The organism is Streptomyces sp. NPDC048734, from assembly GCF_043198675.1.
Lineage (GTDB): Bacteria > Actinomycetota > Actinomycetes > Streptomycetales > Streptomycetaceae > Streptomyces.
Genome location: NZ_JBICUZ010000006.1, coordinates 266,966 through 292,224 on the forward strand (window position 1 = coordinate 266,966; position 25,259 = coordinate 292,224).

At 73.0% G+C, this 25,259-nt stretch carries 23 protein-coding genes; 10 read left to right on the forward strand and 13 right to left on the reverse strand.

Translation table 11 applies throughout. From position 1 onward, the window contains the following. Positions 1–365 precede the first annotated feature (365 nt). Both ACGFQC_RS18460 and ACGFQC_RS18465 read left to right on the forward strand, forming a co-directional pair. The gene (locus ACGFQC_RS18460) at positions 366–947 is read left to right on the forward strand and encodes a DUF4383 domain-containing protein (protein WP_363090517.1); all 582 of its coding nucleotides are present in this window, start codon (positions 366–368) and stop codon (positions 945–947) included. A 322-nt stretch (positions 948–1,269) separates the two neighbouring features. Then, complete coding sequence (locus ACGFQC_RS18465; protein ID WP_363090516.1) at positions 1,270–1,683, forward strand: ATP-binding protein; 414 nt, start codon at positions 1,270–1,272, stop codon at positions 1,681–1,683. Here ACGFQC_RS18465 and ACGFQC_RS18470 read toward each other — a convergent pair. Both ACGFQC_RS18470 and ACGFQC_RS18475 read right to left on the reverse strand, forming a co-directional pair. Continuing rightward, positions 1,673–2,503 carry an alpha/beta hydrolase gene (locus ACGFQC_RS18470; protein ID WP_363090515.1) on the reverse strand — a complete coding sequence of 277 codons (831 nt, stop codon included), beginning with the start codon at positions 2,501–2,503 and terminating at the stop codon, positions 1,673–1,675. The genes ACGFQC_RS18465 and ACGFQC_RS18470 overlap by 11 nt on opposite strands. A 237-nt stretch (positions 2,504–2,740) precedes the next feature. Beyond that, a complete protein-coding gene (locus tag ACGFQC_RS18475; protein WP_363090514.1) occupies positions 2,741–3,754 on the reverse strand; it encodes a 2-hydroxyacid dehydrogenase in 1,014 nt (337 codons plus the stop codon). A 213-nt stretch (positions 3,755–3,967) separates the two neighbouring features. On the opposite strand from ACGFQC_RS18475, the gene ACGFQC_RS18480 reads away from it, so the two are divergent. Continuing rightward, entirely contained in the window at positions 3,968–4,633 is a 666-nt protein-coding gene (locus ACGFQC_RS18480; protein WP_393288419.1) for a GAF and ANTAR domain-containing protein, read from the forward strand. Positions 4,634–5,089: 456 nt separating this feature from the next. Here ACGFQC_RS18480 and ACGFQC_RS18485 read toward each other — a convergent pair whose 3' ends face one another. Further along, the gene (locus tag ACGFQC_RS18485) at positions 5,090–6,013 is read right to left on the reverse strand and encodes a carbamate kinase (RefSeq protein WP_363090513.1); all 924 of its coding nucleotides are present in this window, start codon (positions 6,011–6,013) and stop codon (positions 5,090–5,092) included. Between the two features lie 834 nt (positions 6,014–6,847). Between ACGFQC_RS18485 and ACGFQC_RS18490 the strand changes: the two genes are divergently transcribed. Continuing rightward, positions 6,848–7,297: a universal stress protein gene (locus ACGFQC_RS18490; protein WP_363090512.1), complete on the forward strand. Its 450-nt coding sequence runs from the start codon at positions 6,848–6,850 to the stop codon at positions 7,295–7,297. A 136-nt stretch (positions 7,298–7,433) separates the two neighbouring features. Here the strand turns inward: ACGFQC_RS18490 and ACGFQC_RS18495 are convergent, their stop codons facing one another. From ACGFQC_RS18495 to ACGFQC_RS18505, 3 genes are all read right to left on the reverse strand, one after another. Next, on the reverse strand, positions 7,434–8,108 hold the full coding sequence (locus tag ACGFQC_RS18495) for an OsmC family protein (RefSeq protein WP_363090511.1): 675 nt from the start codon (positions 8,106–8,108) through the stop codon (positions 7,434–7,436). A 177-nt stretch (positions 8,109–8,285) separates the two neighbouring features. Continuing rightward, complete coding sequence (locus ACGFQC_RS18500) at positions 8,286–9,209, reverse strand: pyridoxamine 5'-phosphate oxidase family protein (protein ID WP_363090510.1); 924 nt, start codon at positions 9,207–9,209, stop codon at positions 8,286–8,288. Between the two features lie 296 nt (positions 9,210–9,505). Then, positions 9,506–10,093, reverse strand: coding sequence for a rhodanese-like domain-containing protein (locus tag ACGFQC_RS18505; protein WP_363090509.1), 588 nt, complete (start codon positions 10,091–10,093; stop codon positions 9,506–9,508). 106 nt (positions 10,094–10,199) lie between these two features. On the opposite strand from ACGFQC_RS18505, the gene ACGFQC_RS18510 reads away from it, so the two are divergent. Beyond that, on the forward strand, positions 10,200–10,487 hold the full coding sequence (locus ACGFQC_RS18510; protein ID WP_363090508.1) for a metal-sensitive transcriptional regulator: 288 nt from the start codon (positions 10,200–10,202) through the stop codon (positions 10,485–10,487). A gap of 21 nt (positions 10,488–10,508) precedes the next feature. Here ACGFQC_RS18510 and ACGFQC_RS18515 read toward each other — a convergent pair whose 3' ends face one another. From ACGFQC_RS18515 to ACGFQC_RS18525, 3 genes are all read right to left on the reverse strand, one after another. Next, positions 10,509–11,255, reverse strand: coding sequence for a sulfite exporter TauE/SafE family protein (locus ACGFQC_RS18515; RefSeq protein WP_363090507.1), 747 nt, complete (start codon positions 11,253–11,255; stop codon positions 10,509–10,511). Next, a complete protein-coding gene (locus tag ACGFQC_RS18520) occupies positions 11,252–11,638 on the reverse strand; it encodes a rhodanese-like domain-containing protein (protein WP_363090506.1) in 387 nt (128 codons plus the stop codon). The genes ACGFQC_RS18515 and ACGFQC_RS18520 overlap by 4 nt, the downstream gene beginning before the upstream one ends. Before the next feature lie 70 nt (positions 11,639–11,708). After that, the gene (locus ACGFQC_RS18525) at positions 11,709–13,070 is read right to left on the reverse strand and encodes an MBL fold metallo-hydrolase (RefSeq protein ID WP_363090505.1); all 1,362 of its coding nucleotides are present in this window, start codon (positions 13,068–13,070) and stop codon (positions 11,709–11,711) included. Between the two features lie 173 nt (positions 13,071–13,243). On the opposite strand from ACGFQC_RS18525, the gene ACGFQC_RS18530 reads away from it, so the two are divergent. From ACGFQC_RS18530 to ACGFQC_RS18550, 5 genes are all read left to right on the forward strand, one after another. Further along, positions 13,244–13,657, forward strand: a complete 414-nt coding sequence (locus tag ACGFQC_RS18530; RefSeq protein ID WP_363090504.1) for a DUF302 domain-containing protein — start codon at positions 13,244–13,246, stop codon at positions 13,655–13,657. Positions 13,658–14,039: 382 nt separating this feature from the next. Then, positions 14,040–14,444, forward strand: a complete 405-nt coding sequence (locus ACGFQC_RS18535) for a gas vesicle structural protein GvpA (RefSeq protein ID WP_363090503.1) — start codon at positions 14,040–14,042, stop codon at positions 14,442–14,444. Between the two features lie 311 nt (positions 14,445–14,755). Beyond that, positions 14,756–15,871, forward strand: a complete 1,116-nt coding sequence (locus tag ACGFQC_RS18540) for a PP2C family protein-serine/threonine phosphatase (RefSeq protein ID WP_363090623.1) — start codon at positions 14,756–14,758, stop codon at positions 15,869–15,871. A 60-nt stretch (positions 15,872–15,931) separates the two neighbouring features. Next, positions 15,932–16,147 carry a hypothetical protein gene (locus ACGFQC_RS18545; protein WP_363090502.1) on the forward strand — a complete coding sequence of 72 codons (216 nt, stop codon included), beginning with the start codon at positions 15,932–15,934 and terminating at the stop codon, positions 16,145–16,147. A 280-nt stretch (positions 16,148–16,427) separates the two neighbouring features. Next, entirely contained in the window at positions 16,428–18,161 is a 1,734-nt protein-coding gene (locus tag ACGFQC_RS18550) for a GAF domain-containing protein (protein ID WP_363090501.1), read from the forward strand. Between the two features lie 55 nt (positions 18,162–18,216). Here the strand turns inward: ACGFQC_RS18550 and narI are convergent, their stop codons facing one another. The 4 genes from narI to ACGFQC_RS18570 are packed head-to-tail and all read right to left on the reverse strand — an operon-like array spanning position 18,217 to position 25,059. Beyond that, the gene (gene narI / locus ACGFQC_RS18555; RefSeq protein WP_363090500.1) at positions 18,217–18,990 is read right to left on the reverse strand and encodes a respiratory nitrate reductase subunit gamma; all 774 of its coding nucleotides are present in this window, start codon (positions 18,988–18,990) and stop codon (positions 18,217–18,219) included. After that, a complete protein-coding gene (gene narJ / locus ACGFQC_RS18560) occupies positions 18,987–19,649 on the reverse strand; it encodes a nitrate reductase molybdenum cofactor assembly chaperone (RefSeq protein WP_363090499.1) in 663 nt (220 codons plus the stop codon). The genes narI and narJ overlap by 4 nt, the downstream gene beginning before the upstream one ends. Further along, positions 19,646–21,370: a nitrate reductase subunit beta gene (gene narH / locus ACGFQC_RS18565; protein WP_363090498.1), complete on the reverse strand. Its 1,725-nt coding sequence runs from the start codon at positions 21,368–21,370 to the stop codon at positions 19,646–19,648. Before narH ends, narJ begins: the two co-directional genes overlap by 4 nt. Continuing rightward, positions 21,370–25,059, reverse strand: coding sequence for a nitrate reductase subunit alpha (locus ACGFQC_RS18570; RefSeq protein ID WP_363090622.1), 3,690 nt, complete (start codon positions 25,057–25,059; stop codon positions 21,370–21,372). Before ACGFQC_RS18570 ends, narH begins: the two co-directional genes overlap by 1 nt. Between the last annotated feature and the right edge of the window lie 200 nt (positions 25,060–25,259).

Genomic DNA, 25,259 nt, shown 5'->3' on the forward strand with positions numbered 1-25,259 from the left:
CGGTCCGCCGGAGCGCGCTCCAAGGTGGAAGCAGCGACCGCGACCCCGGCACGAGACCTCCGGGGCCGCGCCGCGACACCGGGAGGCGCGGCCGTGGCCGAGGACGACAGCGGAGCAGGGCCCCGGGCGGGGGCGACACGTAGGACCGGCGCCGCGCGACGGGCGGGCCGGCTCCGCGCGACGGGCGGGCCGGCTCCGCGCCCGTGACGCGACCCGCGAGGACGGCTCGGCGCACCGGTGCCGCCTTTCTCCACTCCCTCCTGCAACCTTTCACCCTCTATGTCCCGAATGAGGGGGTGAGAGGGAGCGGCGCCAGGCTCAGCGGTCCGGCGGCCAACCGTCTTCCCGGCCGGAAAGGAAAAGCCATGAGGCTTAGCGACGAGCTTCCCGTCGATCACAAGCTCGCCACGGTGTACCGCTACGGAGCCGCGTTCTGCGGCGTGGTCCTGCTCGTCTTCGGCGTGCTGGGCTTCGCGAACCGGCTCGCCCCGTTCACCACCGACGGCGAGAGCCTCGCCGGGCTGACCACGAACGGCGTCCTCAGCCTCGTCTCCGTCGTCGTCGGCCTCGCCCTCGTCGCGGGCGGCGTCATCGGCGGCAACTTCGCCTCCACGCTCAACATGACCGTGGGCGCTCTCTTCCTGCTCAGCGGCTTCGCCCACATCTTCATCCTGGACAAGCCCGCCAACGTCCTCGACTTCGGCATGACCAACGTGATGTTCAGCTTCGTCATGGGTCTGGTCATCCTGACCTTCGGCATGTACGGCCGCGTCTCCAGCAAGCTGTCCCACGACAACCCCTACTGGCGCCGCCGCCACCCGCGCGAGGCGGCCAGGGAGTCCCTCGCACGCCGACGCGCCGTCACCGCCACCGCCAGCCTTCCCGGGAGCCATGCCCACACCGCGGCGGGCCCTGCCCTGACCGGCCGTGTCGGCCGTGCCGAGTGACACCCCACCCCGGGCCGCCCGGCTGCACCTGCCGCCGGGCGGCCATAAAACGGTGGAGCACCGGTGCGCACCCGTCCGTCACGACGACCGGGCGCGCACCGCCCTGCCGCCGGGGTCCCACCTCGACGGCGAACGGTTACCGCGACGCGCGGGCGAGCACCGCCGCCCACGGGCGGCGGGCACCCGCCCAGGAAGCCGAATCCTCCCCCAGGGCCGCCGACGGCACGGGGACAGTGACTGTCCGCCGATGCCGCGGCGCCGCGACACCGGCAGATCGCCGGAACCGAGCACGCACCGGCCGAGCCCTCCGAGGGAAGCGGTCATGACCACCACCCCACAGACGGCGACCCCCATGCGACGCCTCACCGTCTTCCTCCCCTACGATCCGCACGCCCCACGTACCGCGCGCCGCTACACCACCAGGTGGCTCGCCGCCGAAGCCGGGGGGACGCGCCGCGCCCCCGACGTGGTGCTCATCGTCTCCGAACTGGTCACCAACGCCGTCCACCACACGCGCGGCCCGTGCGTGCTGACCCTCACCATGCGGGGAACGCTGCTGGACATCGGCGTCGCCGACGAGAGCGAGGACCTCCCCGAGCGGCAGAGCGTGCCCGGGGAGCGGGGCGGCTTCGGGCTGGCTCTCGTCGCCCTCCTCGGCGACACCGTCACGGTCGTCCCCGCCCTGGGCGGCAAGACCGTGCACGTCACGCTCGACACGGATGCCGCTACTCCTTGACGAAGGCCAGCAGGTCGGGGTTGAGGACGTCGGGGTGCGTGGTCAGCATGCCGTGCGGCAGCCCTTCGTAGCTCTTGAGCCGGCCGTTCCGCAGGAGCTCGGCCGACAGGGGTGCCGAGTCGTCGTAGGGCACGATCTGGTCGTCGGTGCCGTGTGCGACGAGGACCGGGACCTCGATCCGCCCGAGGTCTTCGGTGAAGTCCGTCTCCGAGAAGGCCTTGATGCACTCGTAGTGGGCGTTGGCCGCGCCCTGCATGCCCTGTCGCCACCAGTTGTCGATGACGCCCTGCGACACCTGCGCGCCGGGCCGGTTGAAGCCGTAGAACGGACCGGCCGGTACGTCGCGGTAGAACTGCGCGCGGTCGGCGAGGAGGGCGGCGCGGAAACCGTCGAAGACCTCCATCGGCAGACCCCCGGGATTGTCCGGCGTCCTCAGCATGATCGGGGGCACGGCGCCGACGAGGACGGCCTTGGCCACCCTGCCGGGCTTCGCGCGCGCGACGTAGCGGGCGACCTCGCCGCCACCGGTGGAGTGGCCGATGTGGACGGCTTCCCGGAGGTCGAGGGCATCGGTCAGGGCCGCGACGTCGGCGGCGTAGGTGTCCATCTCGTGGCCGGTCGGGCTCTGGGAGGAACGGCCGTGGCCCCGCCGGTCGTGGGCGATCACGCGATGTCCCTCGTTGAGGAAGAACATCATCTGAGCGTCCCAGTCGTCGGCGCTGAGCGGCCAGCCGTGGTGGAAGACGATCGGCCGGGCATCGCGCGGACCCCAGTCCTTGTAGAAGATACTGGTGCCGTCGTTCGTGGTGACCGTGCCCATGGCAGATCCTTCCCACTTGTCTTTCCCGGTCGGGGGGTTCACGAGAAGCGGCAGTCGCGCAGGGCGGTCGGGGCATGTCGACCTGCCGACCGGGACCGTCACGATTGCGGGCAGATTCGGACATTACCCCCTCGCGAGAGGGTGCGCTTCCGGGAGCACGGCGCGGGACGGTGCGCGGTGCTCCCGGATGCCCGCCCTGCGGCGTCACCCGCGTCGTCGGCGCGACGCGGGCGGATGTCAGCCGGCGGGCGGTGGGACGAGGACGTTGTCACTGGTGCGGCCGGACAGGTGGTCGGCGACGTTGGCGACCGTGGTCCGGGCGATCTGGCCGACGGCGTCCTCGGTGAAGTACGCCTGGTGCGAGGTGATCAGGACGTTGCTGAACGTCATCAGCCTGGCGAGGCGTTCGTCCGTCATCACCTCCAACGACTTGTCCAGGAAGAACACCCCGGCCTCCTCCTCGTACACGTCCAGCCCGACCCCGCTCAGCCGTCCGGCGCGCAGCGTCTCCAGCAGGGCGTCCGTGTCGACGAGACCGCCGCGGCTGGAGTTGACCAGGATGGCGTCGCTCTTCATCAGGCCCAGGGCCTTCGCGTCGAGGAGATGGTGCGTCTCGGGCAGCAGCGGCACGTGCAGGCTCACCAGGTCCGCCTCGGCGAACAGTTGCTCCCGTTCCACGTACTCCATGCCGAGGGCCAGGCAGTCGGGGTTCTCGGCGATGTCCCAGCCCAGCAGGCGCATGCCGAATCCGTGGGCGATGCTCGCGAACGCGGCACCGATCTTGCCGGTGCCCACCACCCCGGCCGTCCGGCCGCGCAGATCGCGGCCCATCAGACCGTCGAGCCGGAAGTCGAACTCACGGGTGCGGTGCGCGGCGCGCACGATCCGGCGGTTGACCGCCAGGGCCAGCGTCCAGGCGAACTCGGCGACGGAGTACGGCGAGTAGTACGACACCCGCGCCACGGCGATCCCCAGCTCACGCGCCACGGTCAGGTCGATGTTGTTGTAGCCGGTGGCCCGTTGGGCGATCATCCGCGTGCCGCCGGCAGCCAGTGCGCGCAGCACCTCGGCGTCCAGCGTGTCGTTGACACTGCTGAGGACGATCTCGTGCCCGACCGCGGTCGGGACGGTGTCCCGGTTCAGGAAGAGCCCCAGGCAGCGCAGGTCGTGACGGTCGGCGAGCACCCGCTCGAACTCCGCCTGCAGCAGCGGCTGCTCGTCCGCCAGGACTCCGTACGCAACGATCTCCACGTGCACTCCTCGGTAGCGGCTGTCGGCCTCCCACCTTAGGCAAGGTGACCGGCGGCCGGGGACCGGCGCACGTTTCGCCGGGGTGGGTCACCTGTGAGCCGCTCACGTGGTCACCGTCCGTCCGTGGCGCTGACGCCCCGTCGTGCCGCTAGTGTGGTCGAACCGGTGACGGAGGCGGTGGTGACGGTGGAATGGCGTGAGTACGCCGAACAGATGGCCGTGCTCGCGCGGGATCTGCTGGCCCAGGACTCCGTCCGGGCGACACTGGACGAGATCGCCGCGGCGGCCGTGAAACTGGTGGACGGCTGCGACGCGGCGGGGATCCTCGCGGTCCGCAAGGGACGGGCCGTGACCCTGGCGGCCTGCGGTGACATGGTCGAGGAGTGCGACCGCCTGCAGGGCCGGCTGGGCGAGGGTCCCTGTTTCGATCTCGCCCGCCGCACGGACGGCGAGCGCGTGTACCGGATCACCGACCTCAGCCGGCCCCAGCCGGCCTGGCGGCGGTTCGCCGCGGAGGCCCAGGGGCTGGGTGTGGGCAGCATGACCGGTGTCCTCCTCTACACCGACAACGAGGACTTCGGCGCGCTGAACCTGTACGCCCGCCGCCCCGGAGCCTTCCGCGAGGAGGTGGAGACCGCCGGCTGGCTGCTCGCCTCGCACGCCGCCGTCGCCCTGGCCGGCGCCCGCACCGTCGACCAGCTGGAGCACGCCATGGAAGCCCGGCACGCCATCGGTGAGGCCATGGGCATGCTCAGGGAACGCCACAAGCTGAGCGAGGCCGACGCCTTCAGCGTGCTGCGCCGGTTCTCCCAGCACCACAACGTCAAGCTGCGTGACGTCGCCCAGCAGATCCGGGACGAGGGCCCCGAGGACTCCTGATCGCCGGTACCGGCCGGCCGCGGCCCGTCACAGCGGGCTTCGTCCGGCGTGACCCCGACACGGAGCCGGTCGGCGAGCCGGTCGGGCGCGGCACGGCCGGGCGGTTCCCGGAGGCAGTCGCTGTCCTGGAACTCCCGTGCCGCGAGGTAGTCCTGGAAGGTGCGGTGGATGAACTGGATGCTGTCCCGGTCGCGGCCAGGAGGAGCTGGTCGCGGACGGCTTGGACCGCGTCCGCCGGCTCGATGCCGTTCCGACCGTCGGTGTCGCTCATCGCGCTCCCCCGTGACTTTCTGCCAGGTGGCGGACGTACCGGGGGTGGTGCCTCGAAGTGAGCGGAACGAGAAGGGAGTTCGGTGCCGGCTCGCCCGCCGGAGCGGGCCGGCACGTCCGCGAGCGGGTGCCGCCCGGCCTCGGGGACCCGGACCGGACGGCGGTACCGCTCTTCGCTCCCGCTCCTCAGCCGGTCGCGAGTTCCGGGCGGACGAGGGTGCCCGAGCGGCCGTGCACGATCTCGTACGCCGCGTCCAGGGCCCCGATGGCGGCCAGTCCCCCGGTGCGTTCGACGAACCGGGCGGCGGCCTCGGCCTTCGGCCCCATGGAGCCGCCCGGCAGCCCCTTGCGGCGCAGCTCCGCGGGGGTGGCGTCGAGGACGGGCTGCTGTGCGGGGGTGCCGTAGTCGTCGTAGACGCAGGGGACGTCGGTGAGGACGAGCAGGAAGTCGGCCTTCAGGCCCTCGGCGAGCGAGGCGGCCGCGAGGTCCTTGTCGACGACCGCCTCCACGCCGGTCAGCGCGCCGGTGTCCCGGTCCTCGACGACCGGAACGCCTCCGCCGCCGGCGCAGATCACCAGGGTGCCGCCGTTGAGCAGCTCGTGGACGGTGTCGGTCTCCAGGATCCGTTCCGGTGCCGGCGAGGGCACGACACGGCGCCAGCCGGCGGTGTCCTGGGCGATGTGCCAGCCGCGCGTGCGGGCCAGGGCGCGGGCCACGTCGCGGGAGTAGACCCGGCCCACGAACTCGGTGGGCCGGCGGAAGGCCGGATCGTCGGCCCTGACGAGGGTGTGGGTGACCAGGGCGGCGACGCGGCGGCCCGGCAGGGCGTCGTGCAGGCCGGTGGCCAGCAGGGAGCCGATCATGCCCTGGGTCCGGGCCCCGAGCAGCTGCAGGGGGCAGGGGGTGCCGAGGGCGGGATCGGCGTCGCTCTCCACGGCGGGCAGGCCGATACGGGAGCCGTTGCCGTGGGTGAGGACGAGTTCGTGTTCGCGGGCGAGCGCGGCCAGGGCGATGGCGACCCGGTCGGCGTTCGACTGCCGGACGGCGGCGTCGGGGCGTTCGCCGCGGCGCAGCAGGGCGTTGCCGCCGAGGGCGACGACTATGCGCATGGCTTCGGTCCTCCAAAGTGGCGACGAGTACGGCCTTGATGGTGTGCGGTCGGTCCGGGGCCCGCTCCTCGCGCGGGGCGGCAGCGGCGGGGTCCGGCCGTGCCGCGTCGCCGTACCTCCCCCGCCCCCGTTTCGGCGACGGTGGCGTCACGGGCGGGGCGCCGCGGACCCGGGCCGGGCGCCGGCAGCCCGGGTTCTCCCCTCGCTGTGGTGCCGGGCGTCCCTGTGGTCCTGGGCATCCCTGTGCTCCTCGGGAACTCGCCGCAGATGATGCGTTCCGTGATCGATACTCGTCCGCCGTGGCCCGTCAGGGCAGTGGCCGTACGGGCCCGCGGCGGTGCCGATGGTCCCCGCCGCCCGGCCCGTGCAGCCCGACCTGGGCCGCGATCGGGGCACACGGCGTCCTCATGGCACCGCCGCGGGCCCGGAGGGCAGCGACCGTGCGCCGCGCAGGGTCAGTTCCACGAGGAGCACGGTGGACGCCACGCCCAGGCATGTGCCGTCCGGCGGTCGCGGGCATGGGCCGGACGGCCCGGTTCACGGGGCCGCCCGCCCCTGCCCGCCCGCGGGCCGCGCCGCCGCGACGACCGCGGGCCCCGACGGTTCGCCGCCCGCCCGGCCCAGCCGGGATTCGGGATGTGCGCGCCGTGCTCTGGCCTGACGTATCCCGGCGCCGGTGGGCGCCGCACGCCCGTCCGCCGGCCGGCCCGTCCACGCCGGCGGACCGCCGAACGGCTCCCCGGCTGGCGCGCTGGCGCGCGGCCCGGCAGCGTGGATACGCGGATACGCGTATCCACGGATACGCATGGACAACGACGGCTGAGCGAGGTGACCATGCAATCCGAGCCGGTACCACGGGTGGTCGTGGGTGTGGACGGATCTCCGACGTCGTACGCGGCGCTGCGGTGGGCGGACCGGTACGCACGGACCGTCGGCGGTGTCGTGGAGGCGGTCCACGTCTGGGACACGCCGTCCTCCGCGGGCTGGAGCGGGCCGGCGATCGATCCCGACTTCGACCTGCAGCAGGCACGGGAGCGCTTCGCGGCGGAGTTGCGCTCCGTCTTCCCCGGGGAGCGTCCGGCGCGGCTGAGGGAGCACCTCGTCGAGGGCGACCCGTCCGAGGCCCTGATCCAGGCCTCGGAGGGAGCCGAACTGCTCGTCGTCGGCCGCCGGGGCCGGGGCGGCTTCGCCCGGGCGATGCTGGGATCGGTGGGCCAGCGCTGCGCCCAGCACGCGGCCTGCCCGGTCGTCGTCGTCCCCAGGGCGGAGGACACGGCTCACTGAACGCCCGGCGGGAGGCCGTCGTGCCCCCGGTCCCCGTGCTCCCACCCCGCGCGGAACGGCCAGAGGGTACCCCCGGCGCGAGCCGGCACCGCCCGCCGGGAATCTCGGCGCGTCTTCCCGGCGGGACGCGGCCGGTTCACGTCCGGGTACTCGCACGGGGGCCCGCCTCGGCATCGCCGTCGGCCTCGTCGCCGGTGGCGCAACGGACCTCGAGCTGCACCTCGGGGGCCTGGGCCAGCGTGTTCGTCACCGTGCAGTGCGAGACCACCGCGCGCAGCGCGGCCAGCCGGTGCGGCGGCAGGCCCGGGGCCAGGACGGTGAGGGAGATCGCGGCCACCCGGGGCGGCCGGTCGTCGGCCATGCGGAACTCCGCGCGGACGGACAGGCCGTCCCGGTCGGCGCCGTGGCGGTCGAGGAAGCGGCCCGCGTAGTGCGCCGCGCAGGAGGCGGCGGCGGCCACGAGGAGTTCCACCGGGGTGGGGGCGGTGTCCTTGCCCCCGTCGGACAGCGGTTGGTCGACCGTCAGGACGTGTCCGCGCACCCGGACCTCGTACGCGTCGCCGGCGATGGGCACCACCTCGGCCGCTCCGGGGCGGCCGCCGGGTCCGGGGTCCACCGCGGCGGCCTGGAACAGCAGCAGTCCGGCGAGCCGCCGGGCCTCCTCGGCCGTGAGCGACGCCCACAGTTCACCGCCTTCGTCGTGGGCCTCGAAGGAGGTGTCCAGGACGACGCGGCCCATCGGGGCCGGCAGTCCCTGTGGCGCGAAGCGGGTGACGTTGAGGGTACGGCCACAGCGTGTGTGCATCTTCATCTCGGCTCCCTGTCGGCCGGTGCCGCCGCGGCGGCCGGGCGCTGCGCTTTCCCCTGCACCGCCCGGGCGTGGAACGCGGTCCGGAGCGGAGCGCGGTCCGGGGGCGAACGGGCCCCGCGGGGTCCCGGACGTCACCGGGGCGGCTGCGGTCTGCCTGCCCCCTGCCGCCGCGGGCGTTCAGGCGTCGTCGGCGGGGGTGATGCGGCGGCCGGTCAGCCGTTCGACGGTGATGACCACCCACAGCGTGCGCCGTCCCCCGGCCCAGGGGGCGCTGTGTGCCCGCTCGTCGAGCCGGCGTACCGCGGCGGGATCGGTGACGGCCCGCGCGGGTCCCACCACCAGGACGCTCCAGCCCTGGCTCATGGCCTCGTCGATGTGGTCGGCCTCGAAGGCCACCTCGTGGCCGACGGCGGTGGCGAGGGCGGTGTCGGGTGCCGTGCGGAAGGCGATCGTCCCGTCGACCACCTCGTAGTTGACGGGGAACACGGCGGGGCCGTGCTGCGTGGTGAGCGAGACGCGCCCCACGCCGTGCGTCGACAGCAGGGCCCTGCACTCCTCCTCGCCGAGGTCCCGCAGGCGGGGGTGGTAGAGCGCCTGCCCCTGTCCGGGAGGCCTCTCCTGGCTGCCGCCCTGGAGTTCGAGGAGCGTGGTTCCCAGCGCGTCGGCCAGACGCATGAGGGTCCCGGAGCTCGGATCGGCCGAGTGCGTCTCCAGGTAGTCCAGGTAGGCCGGTGAGATACGGGCGCGGTCGGCGGTCTCCGTCAGGCCGAGGCCACGCCGCCGGCGCGCCTCCGCCACCCGGCGGCCCACGTCGCCGGGACCGGCGACGGCTGTCTCCCTGCCCGCGGTCTCCGCACTCCCGCTCTGCGCGTCCGTGTTTTCGGACGGCGGTGCGCCCGGCGCCGTCTCGTCGTGGCCGGGGTGATGGACGTGGGCGTCCGGCCCGGGAAAGACGAGCGTGATGTCGCCCGTGTCCGACCACCGCACGTCGTACGGCGGGGTCCCGTCCTGGTGGTGGAGGCCGACGATCTCCCCGTCGCGCCGGACGACGCCCGTGGCCGGGCTCTCGACGATCAGCCGGTCCCCAACATGTGCGTGCATGACCGTGCCCTCTCACTGCGGATCCCCTTCCAGCATCGCTCCGCGACGCCGACCGCACCACAGGGCCGACGGTCCCGTCGAAGCGGGACCGTCGGTCCGCTGCGCCGGGACCCCCGGGCCGGTCCGAGGAGGCCGGGGCATGGCGGCCGCCGCCGGGTTCTGCTGGGCTCCGCCGGCCAGGCCGTGCTTCGTCACGCGCACAGTGCCGTGGCTGTCGTGCGGGGTGAGCCGCTGCCGAACGGGCCCCGCGGAGAGCTCGTGCGCCCCTTTCGGACCGTCGGCGGGCGGCGTGCGGCTCAGCGGCTGCGCAGAGCGGCGAGCGCCGCGTCCAGGTCGGCCGCGCGCGGCCGGTTGTGGGGCAGCTTTCCGAGCACGGCCGCCATGCCGCAGGTGTTCGTCAGGGCGGAGAAGACCAGGCCACCCGCGATGCCGGCGGAGATGAGCAGGAGGGCCGGGTGCACGAGCAGGCCGAGCAGGAGACCGAGCAGGACCAGGCTGCCGGCGGTGAGACGGACCTGGCGTTCCATGCTCCAGCCCGCCCGCGTGTCGCATGCGGCCGGTGTCTGCAGGTCGTGTCCCTCGGCGGCCCAGGCGCCGGTGCCGCCGACCAGGGTGGCGGTGCCGATGCCCTGCTCGGCCAGGAGCTTGCAGGCGTTCTCGGAGCGGGCGCCGGAGGCGCACACCACGAGGACGTCGCCGCGCTCGGCGGCGTGCCGGATCTCCGGCAGCGCGCGCCGGATGTGGTCGAGGGGGATGTTCACCGCGCCGGGCAGGTGGCCGGAGCCGTACTCGGCGGGCGTGCGCACGTCGATGACGGTGAACTCGTGCAGCCGGGTGCGGGCCTCGTCGGCGCGGAGGGCGGAGGGGGCGGAGGGGATGGTCATGGCAGAGGTGATCCTTGCGGGTCGGTACCGGGCGGTAGTGGTTCGAACTGCGACGTACGATACCCCTAGGGGTATCGACTGAAGGGGCGTGGAACGAGGAGTGGTCGTGGAACTGGAACTTGCGGGCGCGGACCTGGCTGCCGTGCTGAACCGGCTGCGCCGTGCGCAGGGTCAGATATCCGGCGTGATCCGGATGATCGAGGAGGGACGCGACTGCGAGGACGTCGTCACGCAGCTCTCCGCGGCCTCCCGCGCCCTCGACCGGGCCGGGTTCGCGATCATCGCGACCGGCCTGCGGCAGTGCGTGGCGGACATCGACTCGGGGCGCGGGGACGGAGAGGATCCGCACGCGATGCGCGCCAGGCTGGAGAAACTGTTCCTGTCGCTGGCGTGAGCCGGCGTGCCGCGGTGGCCGTCACAGCAGCGCGTCGATCAGCATGAAGGCCGCCACGGCCAGCAGCACCCCGGCGAAGATCCGCTGAAGCGTGTCGCCGGTGACCTTCGCGGCCAGCCGTTTCGCGTCCCACGCGCCGAGAATCGCGGCCCCGACGAACGGACCGACGACCGCCCAGTCCAGCTGCTGGACGGTACCCGCACGCGTCACCAGCGCCGCCACGGAGTTGGCGGTGATGACCAGCAGACTGGTGCCCACCGCGTTGCGCATCCGCATCCCGACCACGCCCACCAGTGCCGGTACGGCGAGGAAGCCGCCGCCGACGCCGAGGACGCCGGTGACCGCGCCGAGCCCGGCACCGGCCCCCGCGGCGCGCGTCTGCCGGACCGGCACAGCGCCCGCCGCGGCCGGCGCGGACCGCATCATGCGCAGGGCGGCCACCGCCGCGACGAGGGCGAAGGCCCCCGTCAGCACGGCGGCCGGCACCTGGGCGGCGAGCGCGCCGCCCAGCATGGCCGGGCCGATCCCGGCGGCCGCGAACAGCAGTCCCGTACGCCAGCGCACATGCCCGTCGCGGGCGTGCGCGAGCAGCGCGGTGGCCGAGGTCAGGGTGACGATGACCAGGCTGGCGGTGGTGGCCCCGACCGGGCTGAAGCCGAGCAGGTAGATCAGGGCGGGGACGGCGAGCACGCTGCCGCCGCCCCCGAGCGCGCCCAGCGCCACACCGATCACGGCGCCGGCGGTGAGGGCGAGGACGACCGCGCTCACGCGACGGTGCCGTTTTTGCCGCTCGCGTCCACCACCGGCAGTCCCTCCTTCGCCCAGGAACGCATCCCGCCGATCACGTCCACGGCCACCGCGCCGCGGGCCGCCAGCAGGCCGGCGGCCCGCCGGGAGCGGTTGCCGGAGCGACAGATCACGATCAGGGGCCGCGCCTGCGCGTGGGCGGGCAGCGCCGCCCCGACGGCCAGCGCGGACAACGGCAGGTGCAGGGCACGGGGGGCATGCCCCGACTGCCACTCGTACGGCTCGCGCACGTCCAGCAGCACGGCGTCGCCCGCGCCGTCGGCGGCACCGTGGCCGGTGCGCGCGGCCGCTTCCCGCGCGGTCACCCGGCCCGGACCCCCCTGGTCCCGTCGGAAGATGCTCATGTGGTTTCTCGCTCCTGTTTCCCGTGTCGGTACGGACGGTCGGCGGGGGCCGGTGCGGCGCCCGGAGCCGTCAGGGGTTGCGGATGGTGAGTCCTGCCGCCGCGGCGGCGTCGAAGGAGTCGTCCACGGCGACGACGTCCCGGCCGGCGGCGTCCAGCAGGGAGGCGGCGACGGCGGCCCGCGCGCCGCCCGCGCAGTGCACCCACACCTCACCGTCGGGGACCTCCGCCAGGCGGCGGTGCAGGGTGTGGACCGGAATGTGGACCGAGCCCTCGATGTACCCGCCCGCCCGCTCCGAGTCGCGCCGGACGTCGAGGACGACGACTCCCTCCGCCGGGTGCCGGCCCGCGAGGCCGGCGAAGTCGGACCGCGGGAAGGAGACCGGCGCCTCGCCCTCGCGCACCCATCGGGCGGGCTCGCCGGTGGCGGCGGCTGCCGGCCTGTCGATGCCCACCCGGACCAGCTCGCGCTGCGCTGCGGCGAGCTGGGCGGCCGATTCGGCGAGCAGGGTGACCGGCTTGCCCCACGGAATCAGCCAGGCCAGGTAGGTGGCGAGCTGGCCGTCGGCCTCGAAGTTGAACGAGCCGGACACGTGCCCGGCGGCGAAGGCGACACGGTTGCGCAGGTCGACCACCCACTCCCCGGCGGCCAGCCGGGCGGCGATCTCCTCGGCGTCGGCCACCGCGGGCGGGGTGAGGTCGACGGGAGCCGGTCCGGCGGCGTTGGCCGGACCCATGTGCGCGTAGTAGGCGGGGATGTCGTCCAGGCCGGCCAGCAGATCGGTGACGAAGGTGTCCACGTCCCGGACGAGGGCCTCGTTGGACGCCTTCTCCTTGCCGATGGTGGTGGCACCGCCCTCCGCCTGGGAGGAGGAGCAGAAGCTGCCGAACCCGTGGGTGGGGAGCACCGCCGCCGCCTCCGGCAGTTCGGCGGCCAGCCTGTGCACGGAGGCGTGCTGCGCACGCGCGAGGTGCTCGGTCAGTCGCGGTTCGACGAGGTCGGGGCGGCCGACGGTGCCGATCAGCAGCGAGCCGCCGGTGAACACCGCGACCGCCGTCCCGCCTTCCTCCAGCGCGTAGGAGGTGTGGTGCGGCGTGTGGCCGGGGGTGGCGAGCGCGCGCAGGGTCAGGCCGGCGTCGACCTCGGTCCGGTCGCCGTCGTGCACCGGCACCCGCGCGAAGGAGACCCGGGCCCCGGCGGGGACGTGGTACGCCGCCCCGGTGATCCGGGCCAGCTCCAGGCCGCCGGTCACGTAGTCGTTGTGCACGTGCGTCTCCACGACGTGGGAGATCCGCACCCCACGCCGTACGGCCGCCGCGATCACCTGGTCGACGTCGCGCGGCGGGTCGACGGCCACCGCCGTCCGCTCACCGCCGGCGAGATAGCTCCGGTTGCCGAGCCCCTGCACCTCGATCGTGTCGACGAAGAACACGCGTTACTCCCTTCCAGTGGAAAATTACCCCGGGGGGTATACATACGAAGGTAACACGAGTACCCCGGGGGGTATTTTGGAGGGCAGGGAGAACCCCGGAAAGCACCCCACGGACCGCTCGCCCCACCGGACGCCCGTCCACTGCCGTGCGAGCCACGAGAAGGGCCACCGCCATGCGCTACGACCGCACCGTCCACCTCGACACCGACTTCGCCACCGCCGTCGACCGCACCCGCGACGCCCTCGCCGCCCAGGGCTTCGGCATCCTCACCGAGATCGACGTCACCACCACCCTCAAGACCAAGCTCGGCCGCGCCGCGGAGGACATGGAGGACTACGTCATCCTCGGCGCCTGCAACCCGCCCCTCGCCCACCGGGCCCTGGACGTCGACCGCACCATCGGCCTGCTCCTGCCCTGCAACGTCGTCGTCCGCCGCGACGGCGACCGCACCGCCGTACAGGCACTCGACCCGGACACCATGGTGACCCTGACCGGCAGCGACGCCCTCCGCCCGGTCGCCGAGGAGGCCGGGCGGCGCCTCGACGCCGCCCTCGCCGACCTCACCGCGACGGACCTGAAAAGCTGACGGCGGACACCGGCCCGTCACCGGGCGGACGGTCGGCCCGGGGTTCCCGCTCCCGGCGCGCGGAGGGCGACGCCGTACCCGAGCCGGTGACGCGCCGCGCGGAGGGGATCAGTCCTGTGCCGCGGGCCGCACGATCAGCTCGTCGACGTCCCCGTTCGCCGGCTGGTCCAGGGCGAGGGCGCTGGCGTCGGCGATGGCCCGGGCGGGAACCGCCGACGGCGCGGCCGGTGTGCCCCTCGGGTCGTCACACGCGTTTGCCCACCGTCGGCAGCGGCAACCCGTACCCCCACGATCCGCCCCGCCGTTGTCGTCCGCGCCCGTGTCACTTCCGACGGTCGGCGCACGAGCCGGGGCGGTACACACGGGTCCGACAGGGGGTTGGGTGATGACGGTAGCGGCGCGGCAGGGTGGCGGCGGCGGAGGTTCCAGCGGGCTCTACGACGTACTGGAACTCATCCTCGACCGCGGACTGGTGATCGACGCCTTCGTGCGGGTCTCCCTCGTGGGCATCGAGATACTCAAGATCGACATTCGGATCGTGGTCGCCAGCGTCGACACGTATCTGCGGTTCGCCGAGGCGTGCAACCGGCTCGATCTCGAGGCCGGGCCGCGCAAGCCGGCGGGTCTCACGGAGTTGCCCGGAAAGATGATGGAGTCCGGCGCCAGGGGCAAGACGAAGGGCGTGCTGTCCGGTGCCGCGGAGACGGTCGCCGAGGCCTTCCAGCAGGCCCGCGGCCAGGACCGGAGCCAGGAGGGACGGTCCGGCACGCGCAGGAGGGCGGACTGAGCGACGACCGTGTGACCGGCCCCCCGCTGCCGTGGCGTGCCGTCCCGGTGCGGCGACCGGATCACCTCGCACCACCCCCGTGTCCGAGCCCTCGGCCGTGCCCCCCGCTCGGGGGCACGGCCGTGTCCGCACGCCGGGACCGGGAGGCCGCGCCCACCGTCGGTGGCTCACTCGTGCAGGCGACACCCCGGATCGGCCAGGGATGTCTCGACCGGTTGCGGAAAGACGTAGGGGCGACCAGTCAGGAGGTTGTCGTGGCCGATGAGTTCGCGTTGGGAGAAGTCCTGGCGGCTGCCGAGGACGCCGCGCCGATGGATTCCGTCGACGTCGTCGCACGCAACGTGCAGAAGCGCCTCGGGGCCGTCTCCGTCTCCTTCCTGTTCCTGGACTTCGTCGGCCAGGAACTGGTGCGGCTCACCGCTGCCGACGACGCCGAAGCCGGTGGCACCAGCCCCGTGCGCATCCCCGTGCAGGGCAGCGTCTACCAACTGGTCCTCCACGAGCAGCGGTTGCACCGGCAGCGGGACGCCGAGGGCCGGCAGCGGGTCATCGCGCCGGTCACCAACCGTGGCGACTGCATCGGTGTCCTCGAGATGACACTCCCCCACACCGACGGGGACGTGCTGCGGCACGTGGCGGAGGCGGCCCACGCCCTGGCGTACATCATCGTCACCGACCGCCGCTTCACGGACGCCTACCAGTGGGGACAGCGCACCAAGCCCCTGACGCTCGCCGCGGAGATCCAGCACCAGCTGCTTCCCTCCGCCTCCTGCTGCGAGGCACCCCAGTTCACCGTGGCCTGCGCGCTCGTCCCCGCGGACGACATCGGTGGGGACACCTACGACTACAGCCTGGACCGCGACACCCTGCACCTGTCGCTGACCGACGCCATGGGCCACGACGTGAACTCCGCCCTGCTGGCCACCCTTCTGCTCGGCGCCCTGCGCGGCGCCCGGCGCGCGGGGTGCAACGTCGGCGACCAGGCACACCAGGCCCACCAGGCGCTGCTGTCCCACGGACGCGGCGCCATGGCGACCGGGCAACTGCTCTGCGTCGACCTCGTGCAGGAGCGCGTGGAGCTGATCAACGCCGGTCATCCCTGGCCCCTGCGCCTGCGTGACGGAGTCGTGGAGGAGATCCCCCTCGGCATCAACCTGCCCTTCGGAGTCCCCTCGCCCGTCCCCTACCGCGTGCAGAAGCTCGACCTGCGCCCCGGTGACCGGATCGTCCTGCTCACCGACGGCATGCAGGACCGGGAAGCGGCGGCGGTCGACCTGCCCGCGCTGCTCCGCCGGACCCGCCGTCTGCATCCCAGACAGACGGTGCAGGCGCTGACGGATGCGGTGAAGGACGCCTGCCACGGCCGTCCCCAGGACGACGCCAGCGTCATGTGCCTGGACTGGTACGGCCGGACGGGCACCGCCTGAGGCCGCGCGGCCGGCGCATCCCACCGCGCGTCCCGCTCGTTTCGACGGCAGGCTGGCCGTATGGACGGCACACGGCCCATCGTGATCTACCCGCCCGCCGAGGACGGCGGCCGACGCGTCCGCGTCAATGAGCGTTTCGTCGGACTGGCGTACGGGCTGCTGGACGTCGTCGATTTCCTGCGCCTCGTCGGCCTGGACGACGTCGACGACGCGTGGGTGCGGCGGTCGGAGACGGTCGAGTGGCGCGGCGGCGGCCCGGAGGCCTGGACGCGCTGACGCGCCGGCCGGCCGGGAGGCGACGGGCGTCAAGGTGTCGTCGTCCCCGCCGAGGCCGTCCGACGGCGAGGGCTCCGATCGCCGGGCAGGAGGCCATCGCGCCGGTCCGCGCCTTCGGCGGTCGGGCTGCCGGGGGGAGCGCTTCGGTGCCCGGGGGGCACCGGGTCGTAGGATCCTGAGTGCCGGGACGACCGTGCGCGGCACGTGCGTTCGCGTGCGGAGAGGACCGTTCCGGCATCATGCGGAAGGTGCCGCCGGCGCCCTCCGGGAGGGAGCGGGAATGGCAAAGCCTCCGGCGCGGGAGCGCAGGCCGACGGCGCCTCACCTGAGGCTGGACGAGCTGCTGGAAGGGCTCCAGGCGCAGGTCGCGCAGGTGCGCGCAGCCCGGGACCGGGTGTCCACGCTGTTGGACGCGGTCCTCGCCATCGGCTCCGACCTGGATCTCGACGTGGTGCTGCGGCGGATCGCCGAGTCGGCCGTGGCCCTGGTGGACGCCCGGTACGGAGCGCTGGGGGTGCTGGGTGACGAGGGCCGGATCAGGCAGTTCATCACGGTCGGCATGGACGAGGAGACCGTCGGCGCGATCGGCCACTACCCCGAGGGCCGGGGCATCCTGGGACTGCTGGTCAGGAACCCGGAGTCGCTGCGCCTGGCCGATCTGGGCAGCCATCCCGAGGCGGTGGGCTTCCCGGAGGGGCATCCGGTGATGACCACGTTCCTGGGGGCGCCGGTCCGGGTGCGCGACGAGGTCTTCGGGAACCTGTACCTCACCGACAAGCGGGGTGGCGCGGAGTTCGACGAGGAGGACGAGGCGGTGCTGCGCACGCTCGCGGCCGCGGCCGGTGTGGCGATCGACAACGCCCGCCTGTACGAGGACACGCGTCGCAGGGAGCAGTGGCTGGAGGCGAGCAGCGAACTGACCCGCAGCCTGCTGTCGGGCACCGACCCCGACCTCGTCCTGCACCAGGTCGCCGCCACCGTCAGGACGCTGTCCGGCGCGGATCTGGTGACGGTGGCGGTGCCGTTCGACGGCGGCGAGGGGCTGGTGGTCGAGGCCGCCGAGGGAGAGGGCGCCGAGCGGGTGCGCGGGCTGGTGCTGCCCCCGGCCACGCAGGCCGCCGGGGTGTACCGCACCAATGAGCGCGTCACCAGCGGCTCGCTGTCCGACGAGCAGCGGGCGGACGGCGGCTGCGCGGCGGAGGTCGGGCTGGGGCCCGGCTTCCTGCTCCCGCTGGGAGGCGGCGAGCACGTGCGCGGCGTGCTGGAGGTCGCCAACCGTCCCGGCGGCCCGGAGTTCTCCGAGGCCGCCATGACCATGATCAGCGGTTTCGCCGACCAGGCCGCGCTGGCCCTGGAGATCGCCGAGCACCGGCGCGAGGCCGAGCACCTCCTGGTCCTGAGCGACCGCGACCGCATCGCCCGCGACCTGCACGACCTGGCCATCCAGCGGCTGTTCGCCTCCGGACTGACCCTGAACTCGGTGCTCGGCCGCGTCGGTGACCGGCCCCAGGTCGCCGAGCGGATCCAACGGGTCGTCGAGGACCTCGACGACACCATCAAGACCGTGCGGGGCACCATCTACGCCCTGGGCGAGCAGGACCGCCCCGGATCCCGCGGCGGGCTGCGCGCCAAGCTGCTCACCGAGACCGACCGGGCCGCCGGCGTCCTCGGCTTCAGCCCCGCGCTGCGCATGACCGGCCTGTTGGACACCGACGTGCCCGCCGGTCATGCCGAGCACCTGCTCGCGGTCCTGCGCGAGACGCTGTCGAACGCCGCCCGCCACGCGCGGGCCACCGCGGTCGAGGTCACCGCCGAGACCGACGGCACGTGGCTGCGGCTGCGCGTCGCCGACAACGGGCGCGGGGTCGACCCGGCCGTCACCCGCCGCAGCGGCCTGGCCAACCTGCGCCGGCGCGCCGCCGATCTCGCAGGCACCTTCACGCTCACGCCGAACCAGCCGACCGGCACCGTCGCGGAGTGGACGGTGCCCCTCCCCGCACCGGCACCGTCGTGAGCCGGAGCCGGAGCCGGAGCCGGAGCCGAAACCGGACGGTGGGCCGATCCCTCGCTCACGATCCCGTGCGTTCCCAGCCCCGGCGCGGGGTCCGGGCGCCGAGCCGGCTCTCGTCGCGGCTGCGGTAGACGATGTAGGGCCGGGTCAGGTAGCCCAGCGGCGCGGTGAGCATGTGGACGAGCCGGGTGAAGGGCCAGAACGCGAAGAGCAGGAGCGCGCTGAGGGCGTGCAGCCGGAACAGGATCGGGGTGCCGGCCATCAGGTCCGGGTCGGGCTGGAAAAAGAAGATCGACCGGAACCAGGGGGAGATGGTCTCGCGGTAGTTGTAGCCGCCGCCGACGAGGTTGGCGGCCACGGTGGCGGCGAGTCCCAGGGCGATGGTCAGGGTCAGGGAGACGTACATGGCCTTGTCGTTGCGGGTGGTGGCCGAGAACACCGGCCCGACGGTGCGACGCCGGTAGATCAGGATGGCGATTCCGCCCACGGTGGCGACGCCCGCGAGGGTGCCGAGCACGACGGCGGACACGTGGTAGGTGTGCTCGCTGATCCCCGCGGCGTCGGTCCAGCTCTCGGGAATGACGAGGCCGCCGATGTGGCCGATCAGGACGACGAGGATGCCGAAGTGGAACAGCGGGCTGCCGATGCGCAGCAGGCGCCGTTCGTACAGCTGGGAGGAGCGGGTCGTCCAGCCGAACTTGTCGTAGCGGTAGCGCCAGACGTGGCCGAGGACGAACACCGCCAGCACGACGTACGGCAGGGCGACCCACAGCAGGATGTCGCCGGTGCCGGCCTCGGCCGCGAGGATGGTGTGCTGCGCCGACGCGGTCATCGGGGTCCTCCTACGACGGGGTCCGGCAGGAATACCGGGGAGGCGTACGGGTCGAGGCCCACCTGCTCCTCGGGCGGGCCCTGGGCGGCGAGGCGCAGGACGGCCTCGCGGTCGTCGCCGGCCAGCGGGGGCAGGGTGGCCGACACGGAGGTCAGGACGTCCGCCCACGGGGAGCCCTCGTCGGCCAGGGCCAGCCGCAGCAGTTCCAGACCGGCGCGGTGTTCGGTGAGCAGCGTCGCGCCGGTGTCCGGGACGGTGGCGGCGAACTCGAGGACGACGGCGAGGTGATCGGGCAGTTCGTCGTCGGCGAGGCGCCATCCGGCCGCGGTGTAGGTCTGCTTCAGCCGCAGCAGCGCGAGGCCACGCTTGCGGGTGTCTCCGTGGGCGTAGTACGTCAGGTACGGGCAGCAGCGTTTGCGGTGGTCGAAGGTCTCCACGTAGGCGGCCGCCAGTTCGTCGGCAGGGGTGCGCTCGGTGTGCCGGGTGAAACGGATCAGGGGGTCCCGGACCTCGGGGGGCGCTGCCGCGGCGGCCCGGCGGGCCAGGTCGAGGCGGGGCCGGAGCTGGTCGTCCGGATAGGCGAGCAGCAGGGACTGGGTCTGCCAGGCGAGGGGGTGCCAGGGCTCCGTGCGGGGTGTGCGTGCGGTCTTCCTGATCATGGTTTCGGCTCCACCTCGCCGCCGCTGTCCGTGTCGCCGGTGGTACCGGTCCGTTTGTCCGGGAACAGGCCGGGTGGCGAGCTCTTGCCGTCCCAGTTGAGGAGGTTGACCCGGGTCGCCTTGTCGGTGGGCGCCGCGGGGGTGTCGGAGGTCTGCCGGTCGCGCAGGGCCTGGAAGTTCTCCACCGCGATCGGAGCGGCGCCGCCGGAGGTCTCACCGAAGGGGCCGGAGCCTCCCATGCCGGGGCCGCCCTCGTAGTCCAGGCTGCACTCGGTGGCCAGCTCCTCCAGCTTGTGCGCCTGTTCCGCGTGGGCGGGCGGGATGACGTAGCGCTCGTCGTACTTCGCCAGGGCCAGCAGCCGGTACATGTCGTAGACCTGCTCGCCGGTCATGCCGACCGACTCCGGGATGGCGTCGTCCGGCTCGCGGCCGAGGTTGATGTCGCGCATGTACGAGCGCATGGCGGCGAGCCTGCGCAGTACCGCGTCGACGGGCGCCGGGTCGCCGGCGGTGAAGAGCTGCGCGAGGTAGTCCACGGGGATGCGCAGGGTGTCGACCGCGGCGAAGAGGTTGCGGTGGTCCTCGGCGTCACGGCCGGTGTCGCGGACGGCGTCGACCACCGGGGAGAGCGGCGGGATGTACCAGACCATCGGCATCGTCCGGTACTCCGGGTGCAGGGGCAGGGCCACCTTGTAGGTGTTGATCAGGGCGTGGATCGGGGAGCGCTGCGCGGCCTCGATCCAGTCCCGGGGGATCCCGGAGCGCTCCGCCCCGGCGACGACCCGCGGGTCGTTCGGATCGAGGAAGACGCCGCGCTGGGCCTCGTACAGTCCGGTGTCGTCGGGGGTGGAGGCGGCTTCCAGGACCCGGTCCGCGTCGTAGAGGACGAGGCCGATGTAGCGCAGCCGTCCGACGCAGGTCTCGGAGCAGACGGTGGGCAGGCCGACCTCGACACGCGGGAAGCAGAAGGTGCACTTCTCGGCCTTGCCGGTGCGGTGGTTGAAGTAGACCTTCTTGTACGGGCAGCCCGTGACGCACATCCGCCAGCCGCGGCAGCGGTCCTGATCGACCAGGACGATGCCGTCCTCCTCCCGCTTGTAGATGGCGCCGGAGGGGCAGGAGGCCGCGCAGGACGGGTTGAGGCAGTGCTCGCAGATGCGCGGCAGGTAGAACATGAAGGTCTGCTCGAACTCGAACCTGATCTTCTCGGAGACCTCGTTCAGCAGCACGTCCTTCTCGCTGGTCGCAGCCGAGCCGCCGAGGTCGTCGTCCCAGTTCGCCGACCACTTGATCTTCATGTCCTTGCCCGTGATGAGGGACTTGGGGCGGGCGACCGGGGTGTGCTCCTGCAGCGGGGCGTTGGTCAGCGTCTCGTAGTCGTACGTCCAGGGCTCGTAGTAGTCGTCGAGGGACGGCAGCACCGGGTTGGAGAAGATCTGGATCAGCTTCTTGAACCGGCCGCCCGCCTTCAGCGCCAGCCGGCCCTTCTTGTTGAGTTCCCAGCCGCCCTTCCAGGTGTCCTGGTCCTCGTACCGGCGTGGATAGCCCTGGCCGGGTCGGGTCTCGACGTTGTTGAACCACACGTACTCGACGCCGGTGCGATTGGTCCACGCCTGTTTGCAGGTGACCGAGCAGGTGTGGCAGCCGATGCACTTGTCGAGGTTCATCACCATCGCCATCTGGGCCATCACGCGTCCGACGGCGGCTTCGCCACGGGGCATCAGTACGTCACCTCCTGGTTCGTGCGACGACGGATGACGGTGACCTCGTCGCGCTGGTTGCCGGTCGGGCCGAGGTAGTTGAAGGCGTAGGAGAGCTGGGCGTAGCCGCCGATGAGGTGGCTGGGTTTGATCAGCAGGCGGGTCAGGGAGTTGTGGATGCCGCCGCGCCGGCCGGTGGTCTCGGTGCGCGGCACGTCGATGAGCCGGTCCTGGGCATGGTGCATGTAGACGGTGCCCTCGGGCATGCGGTGCGAGACGACCGCGCGGGCGGCGACCACACCGTTGCGGTTGACCGCCTCCACCCAGTCGTTGTCCTTCACCCCGACCTTGGCGGCGTCCTGCGTGCTCATCCAGATCGTCGGGCCGCCCCGCGACAGCGAGAGCATGAACAGGTTGTCCTGGTACTCGGAGTGGATGGACCACTTGTTGTGCGGGGTCAGGTAGCGCACAGTCACGCCGAGCTCGCCCGTCTCCCCGATGCGGGGCTCGTCGAAGAGCGCATGCATGTTCAACGGGGGCCGGTACACCGGAAGTTGCTCACCTAGCGCGGTCATCCAGTCGTGGTCGAGGTAGAAGTGCTGGCGGCCGGTGAGGGTGTGCCAGGGCTTGAGGCGCTCGACGTTGACGGTGAACGGGGAGTAGCGGCGTCCTCCGGTCTCCGAGCCGGACCACTCGGGTGAGGTGATCACGGGGACCGGCGCGGCCTGGGTGTCGGCGAAGGTGATCTGCTTGCCCTCGTGCTCGGCCGCCAGGTCCGCCAGCCTCGTGCCGGTGCGGGCTTCCAGGGTGTGGAAACCCTGCGTGGCGAGGTGACCGTTGGTGGTGCCGGACAGGGCGAGGATCGCCTCGCAGGCGTGCGTGTCGCGGGCGATCGAGGGCCGCCCGTCGGCCGCGCCGCCGCGCACGGTGCCGTTCTTGTGGCGCAGGTACTCCAGTTCGCGGTCGACCTTGAAGGTGATGCCCTTGGTGGTCGCGCCCAGGGTGTCGAGCAGCGGGCCGAGGGCGGCCATCTTGTCGGCGACGGCCGCGTAGTCGCGCTCCACCGTCACCAGTTTCGGCATCGTGCGGCCGGGGACCGGCTCGCACTCTCCCGCCTTCCAGTCGAGCACCCGGCCGTGCGGGTTGGCCATCTCGTCCGGGGTGTCGTGCTGCAGTGCGGCGGCGACCACGTCGGTGCGGACGCCCAGGTGGTCGGCGGCCTGGCGGCTGAACTCCTTGGCGAGGGTGTGGAAGGCGTCCCAGTCGGTGCGGGTCTGCCAGGGCGGGGCGATCGCCGGGTTGAAGGCGTGCACGAAGGGGTGCATGTCCGTGCTGGACAGGTCGTGCTTCTCGTACCAGGTGGCGGCCGGCAGCACCACGTCGGAGAACACCGTGGTGCTGGTCATGCGGAAGTCCAGCGTCAGCAGCAGGTCGAGCTTGCCCTCGGGGGCGTCCTCCCGCCACACCACGTCCCGTGGGCGGGCGTCCGGCGGCGCCTCGGTCGCCCGGACCGCGTGGTCGGTGCCGAGCAGGTGTTTGAGGAAGTACTCGTTGCCCTTGGCCGAGGAGCCCAGCAGGTTGGCCCGCCAGATGGTCAGCACCCGCGGGAAGTTCTCCGGTGCGTCCGGGTCCTCGCCGGCGAACCGGAGTCGCCCCGCCTTCAGTTCGTCCACGATGTGCTCGGCGACCGGACGGCCCGCGGCGCCGGCCTCGTCGGCCAGGTCGAGGGGGTTGCGGTCGAAGGTCGGGTACGACGGCATCCAGCCCATCCGCGCCGACTGCGCGATGACGTCCGCCGTGGTCCTCCCGGCGAACGGGCCGCCCGTGCCCGGGCCGGCCGCCGCGAGGGTGTCGGCGGAGAACGGGTCGTAGCGGAACTGGTCGGCGTGCAGGTACCAGTAGGCGGTCTGGATCATCAGCCGGGCCGGCCGGTTCCAGTCGGCGGCGGTCGCGATCGCCGAGTAGCCGGTGATCGGGCGGACCTTCTCCTGGCCGACGTAGTGGGCCCAGCCGCCGCCGTTGACGCCCTGGCAGCCGGTCAGCGTCGTCAGGGTCAGGAAGGCGCGGTAGATGGTGTCGGAGTGGAACCAGTGGTTGGTGCCCGCCCCCATGATGATCATCGAACGGCCGCGGGACTCCTCGGCGTTCGCGGCGAACTCGCGCGCGATCCGCGCCGCCCGGTCCGCGTCCACTCCGGTGATCGCCGCCTGCCAGGCCGGGGTGTACGGCTCGGCCGCGTCCTCGTACGAGGAGGGCCACCGGCCGGGCAGGCCCTCACGGGCCACCCCGTACTGCGCGAGCATCAGGTCGTACACCGTGGTCACCAGGCGTCCGGCCACCCGGCGCACCGGCACGCCGCGCAGCAGCCCTCCCGCACTGCCGTCGGGGGCGTCGAAGCGTGGCAGGCCGACCGCGACCGGTGTCTCGCCGCCGCCCTCGGCGGACAGCAGCGGGTCGGTGTCCCCCAGGTCGAGGTTCCACTTCCCGGCGCCGGCCTCGCCGTAGCGGTCGCCGAGCGTGCCGTTGGGGACCACCGGCAGCCCGGTGGCGGCGTCCAGCAGCACCGTGCGGAACTCGGCGTGCTCCGCGGTGGCCGCCGCCCCGCCGAGGTCGGCGGCGGTGAGGAACTTGCCGGGTGTGTAGGTGCCCGGTTCACCGGTCGCCTCGTCGAGGGTGACCAGGAACGGCAGGTCGGTGTACCGCTTCACGTAGGAGGTGAAGTACTCCGTCCGGCGGTCGACGAAGAACTCCTTGAGGACGACGTGGCCCATGGCCATCGCCAGCGCGCCGTCGGTGCCCGGCTGGGCGGGCAGCCACTCGTCGGCGAACTTCACGTTGTCCGCGTAGTCCGGGGACACCGCGACGACCTTCTGGCCGCGGTAGCGGGCCTCGGCCATCCAGTGGGCGTCCGGGGTGCGGGTCACCGGCAGGTTGGACCCCCACATGATCAGGTAGCCGGCGTCCCACCAGTCCCCCGACTCCGGTACGTCGGTCTGGTCGCCGAACACCTGCGGCGAGGCCACCGGCAGGTCCGCGTACCAGTCGTAGAACGACAACATGGCGCCGCCGAGCAGCGAGTAGAAGCGGGCACCGGCGGCGTGCGAGACCATCGACATGGCCGGGATCGGCGAGAAGCCGGCGAGCCGGTCGGGACCGTGGGCCTTGATCGTGTGCACGTGCGCGGCCGCGACCATCTCGACCGCCTCGTCCCAGCTCGCCCGCACCAGGCCGCCCTTGCCGCGGGCCCGCTTGTAGCGGCGGGCGCGTTCCGGGTCGGTGACGATGTCCGCCCAGGCCGCCACCGGGTCGCCGAGGCGGGCCTTGGCCTCGCGGTACATCTGCAGCAGCACGCCGCGTACGTACGGGTAGCGCACCCGGGTGGGCGAGTAGGTGTACCAGGAGAAGGCCGCCCCGCGCGGGCAGCCGCGCGGCTCGTACTCGGGGCGGTCGGGGCCCACCGACGGGTAGTCGGTCTGCTGGGCCTCCCAGGTGATGATGCCGTCCTTGACGTACACCTTCCACGAGCACGAGCCGGTGCAGTTCACCCCGTGGGTGGAACGCACCACCTTGTCGTGCGACCAGCGGTCCCGGTAGAACTCGTCAGCCTGCCGGCCGCCCTTTCTGTGCAGGGTGCGCAGGTCGTCGGTGACCTCCGCCCTGGTGAAGAACCGGCGGCTGCGCACCAGCGCCTCCGCCAGATCGCCGTCCATGCCCGCCCGCTGCCGTTCCCGGCTGGTCTCCTTGCTCACCGCGCCACTCCGCCCCGGACGCCATGAACGTCCGTTCGAATTGTGATCGGTTCCGGCCGCAGTTGACTCTACGAGGATGATCCCCCCGGCGGTCAACACCACGCCACGAAACAACACACGTCACACAGGAGACCACCCGTGGACGGGGACACCCCGGCTCC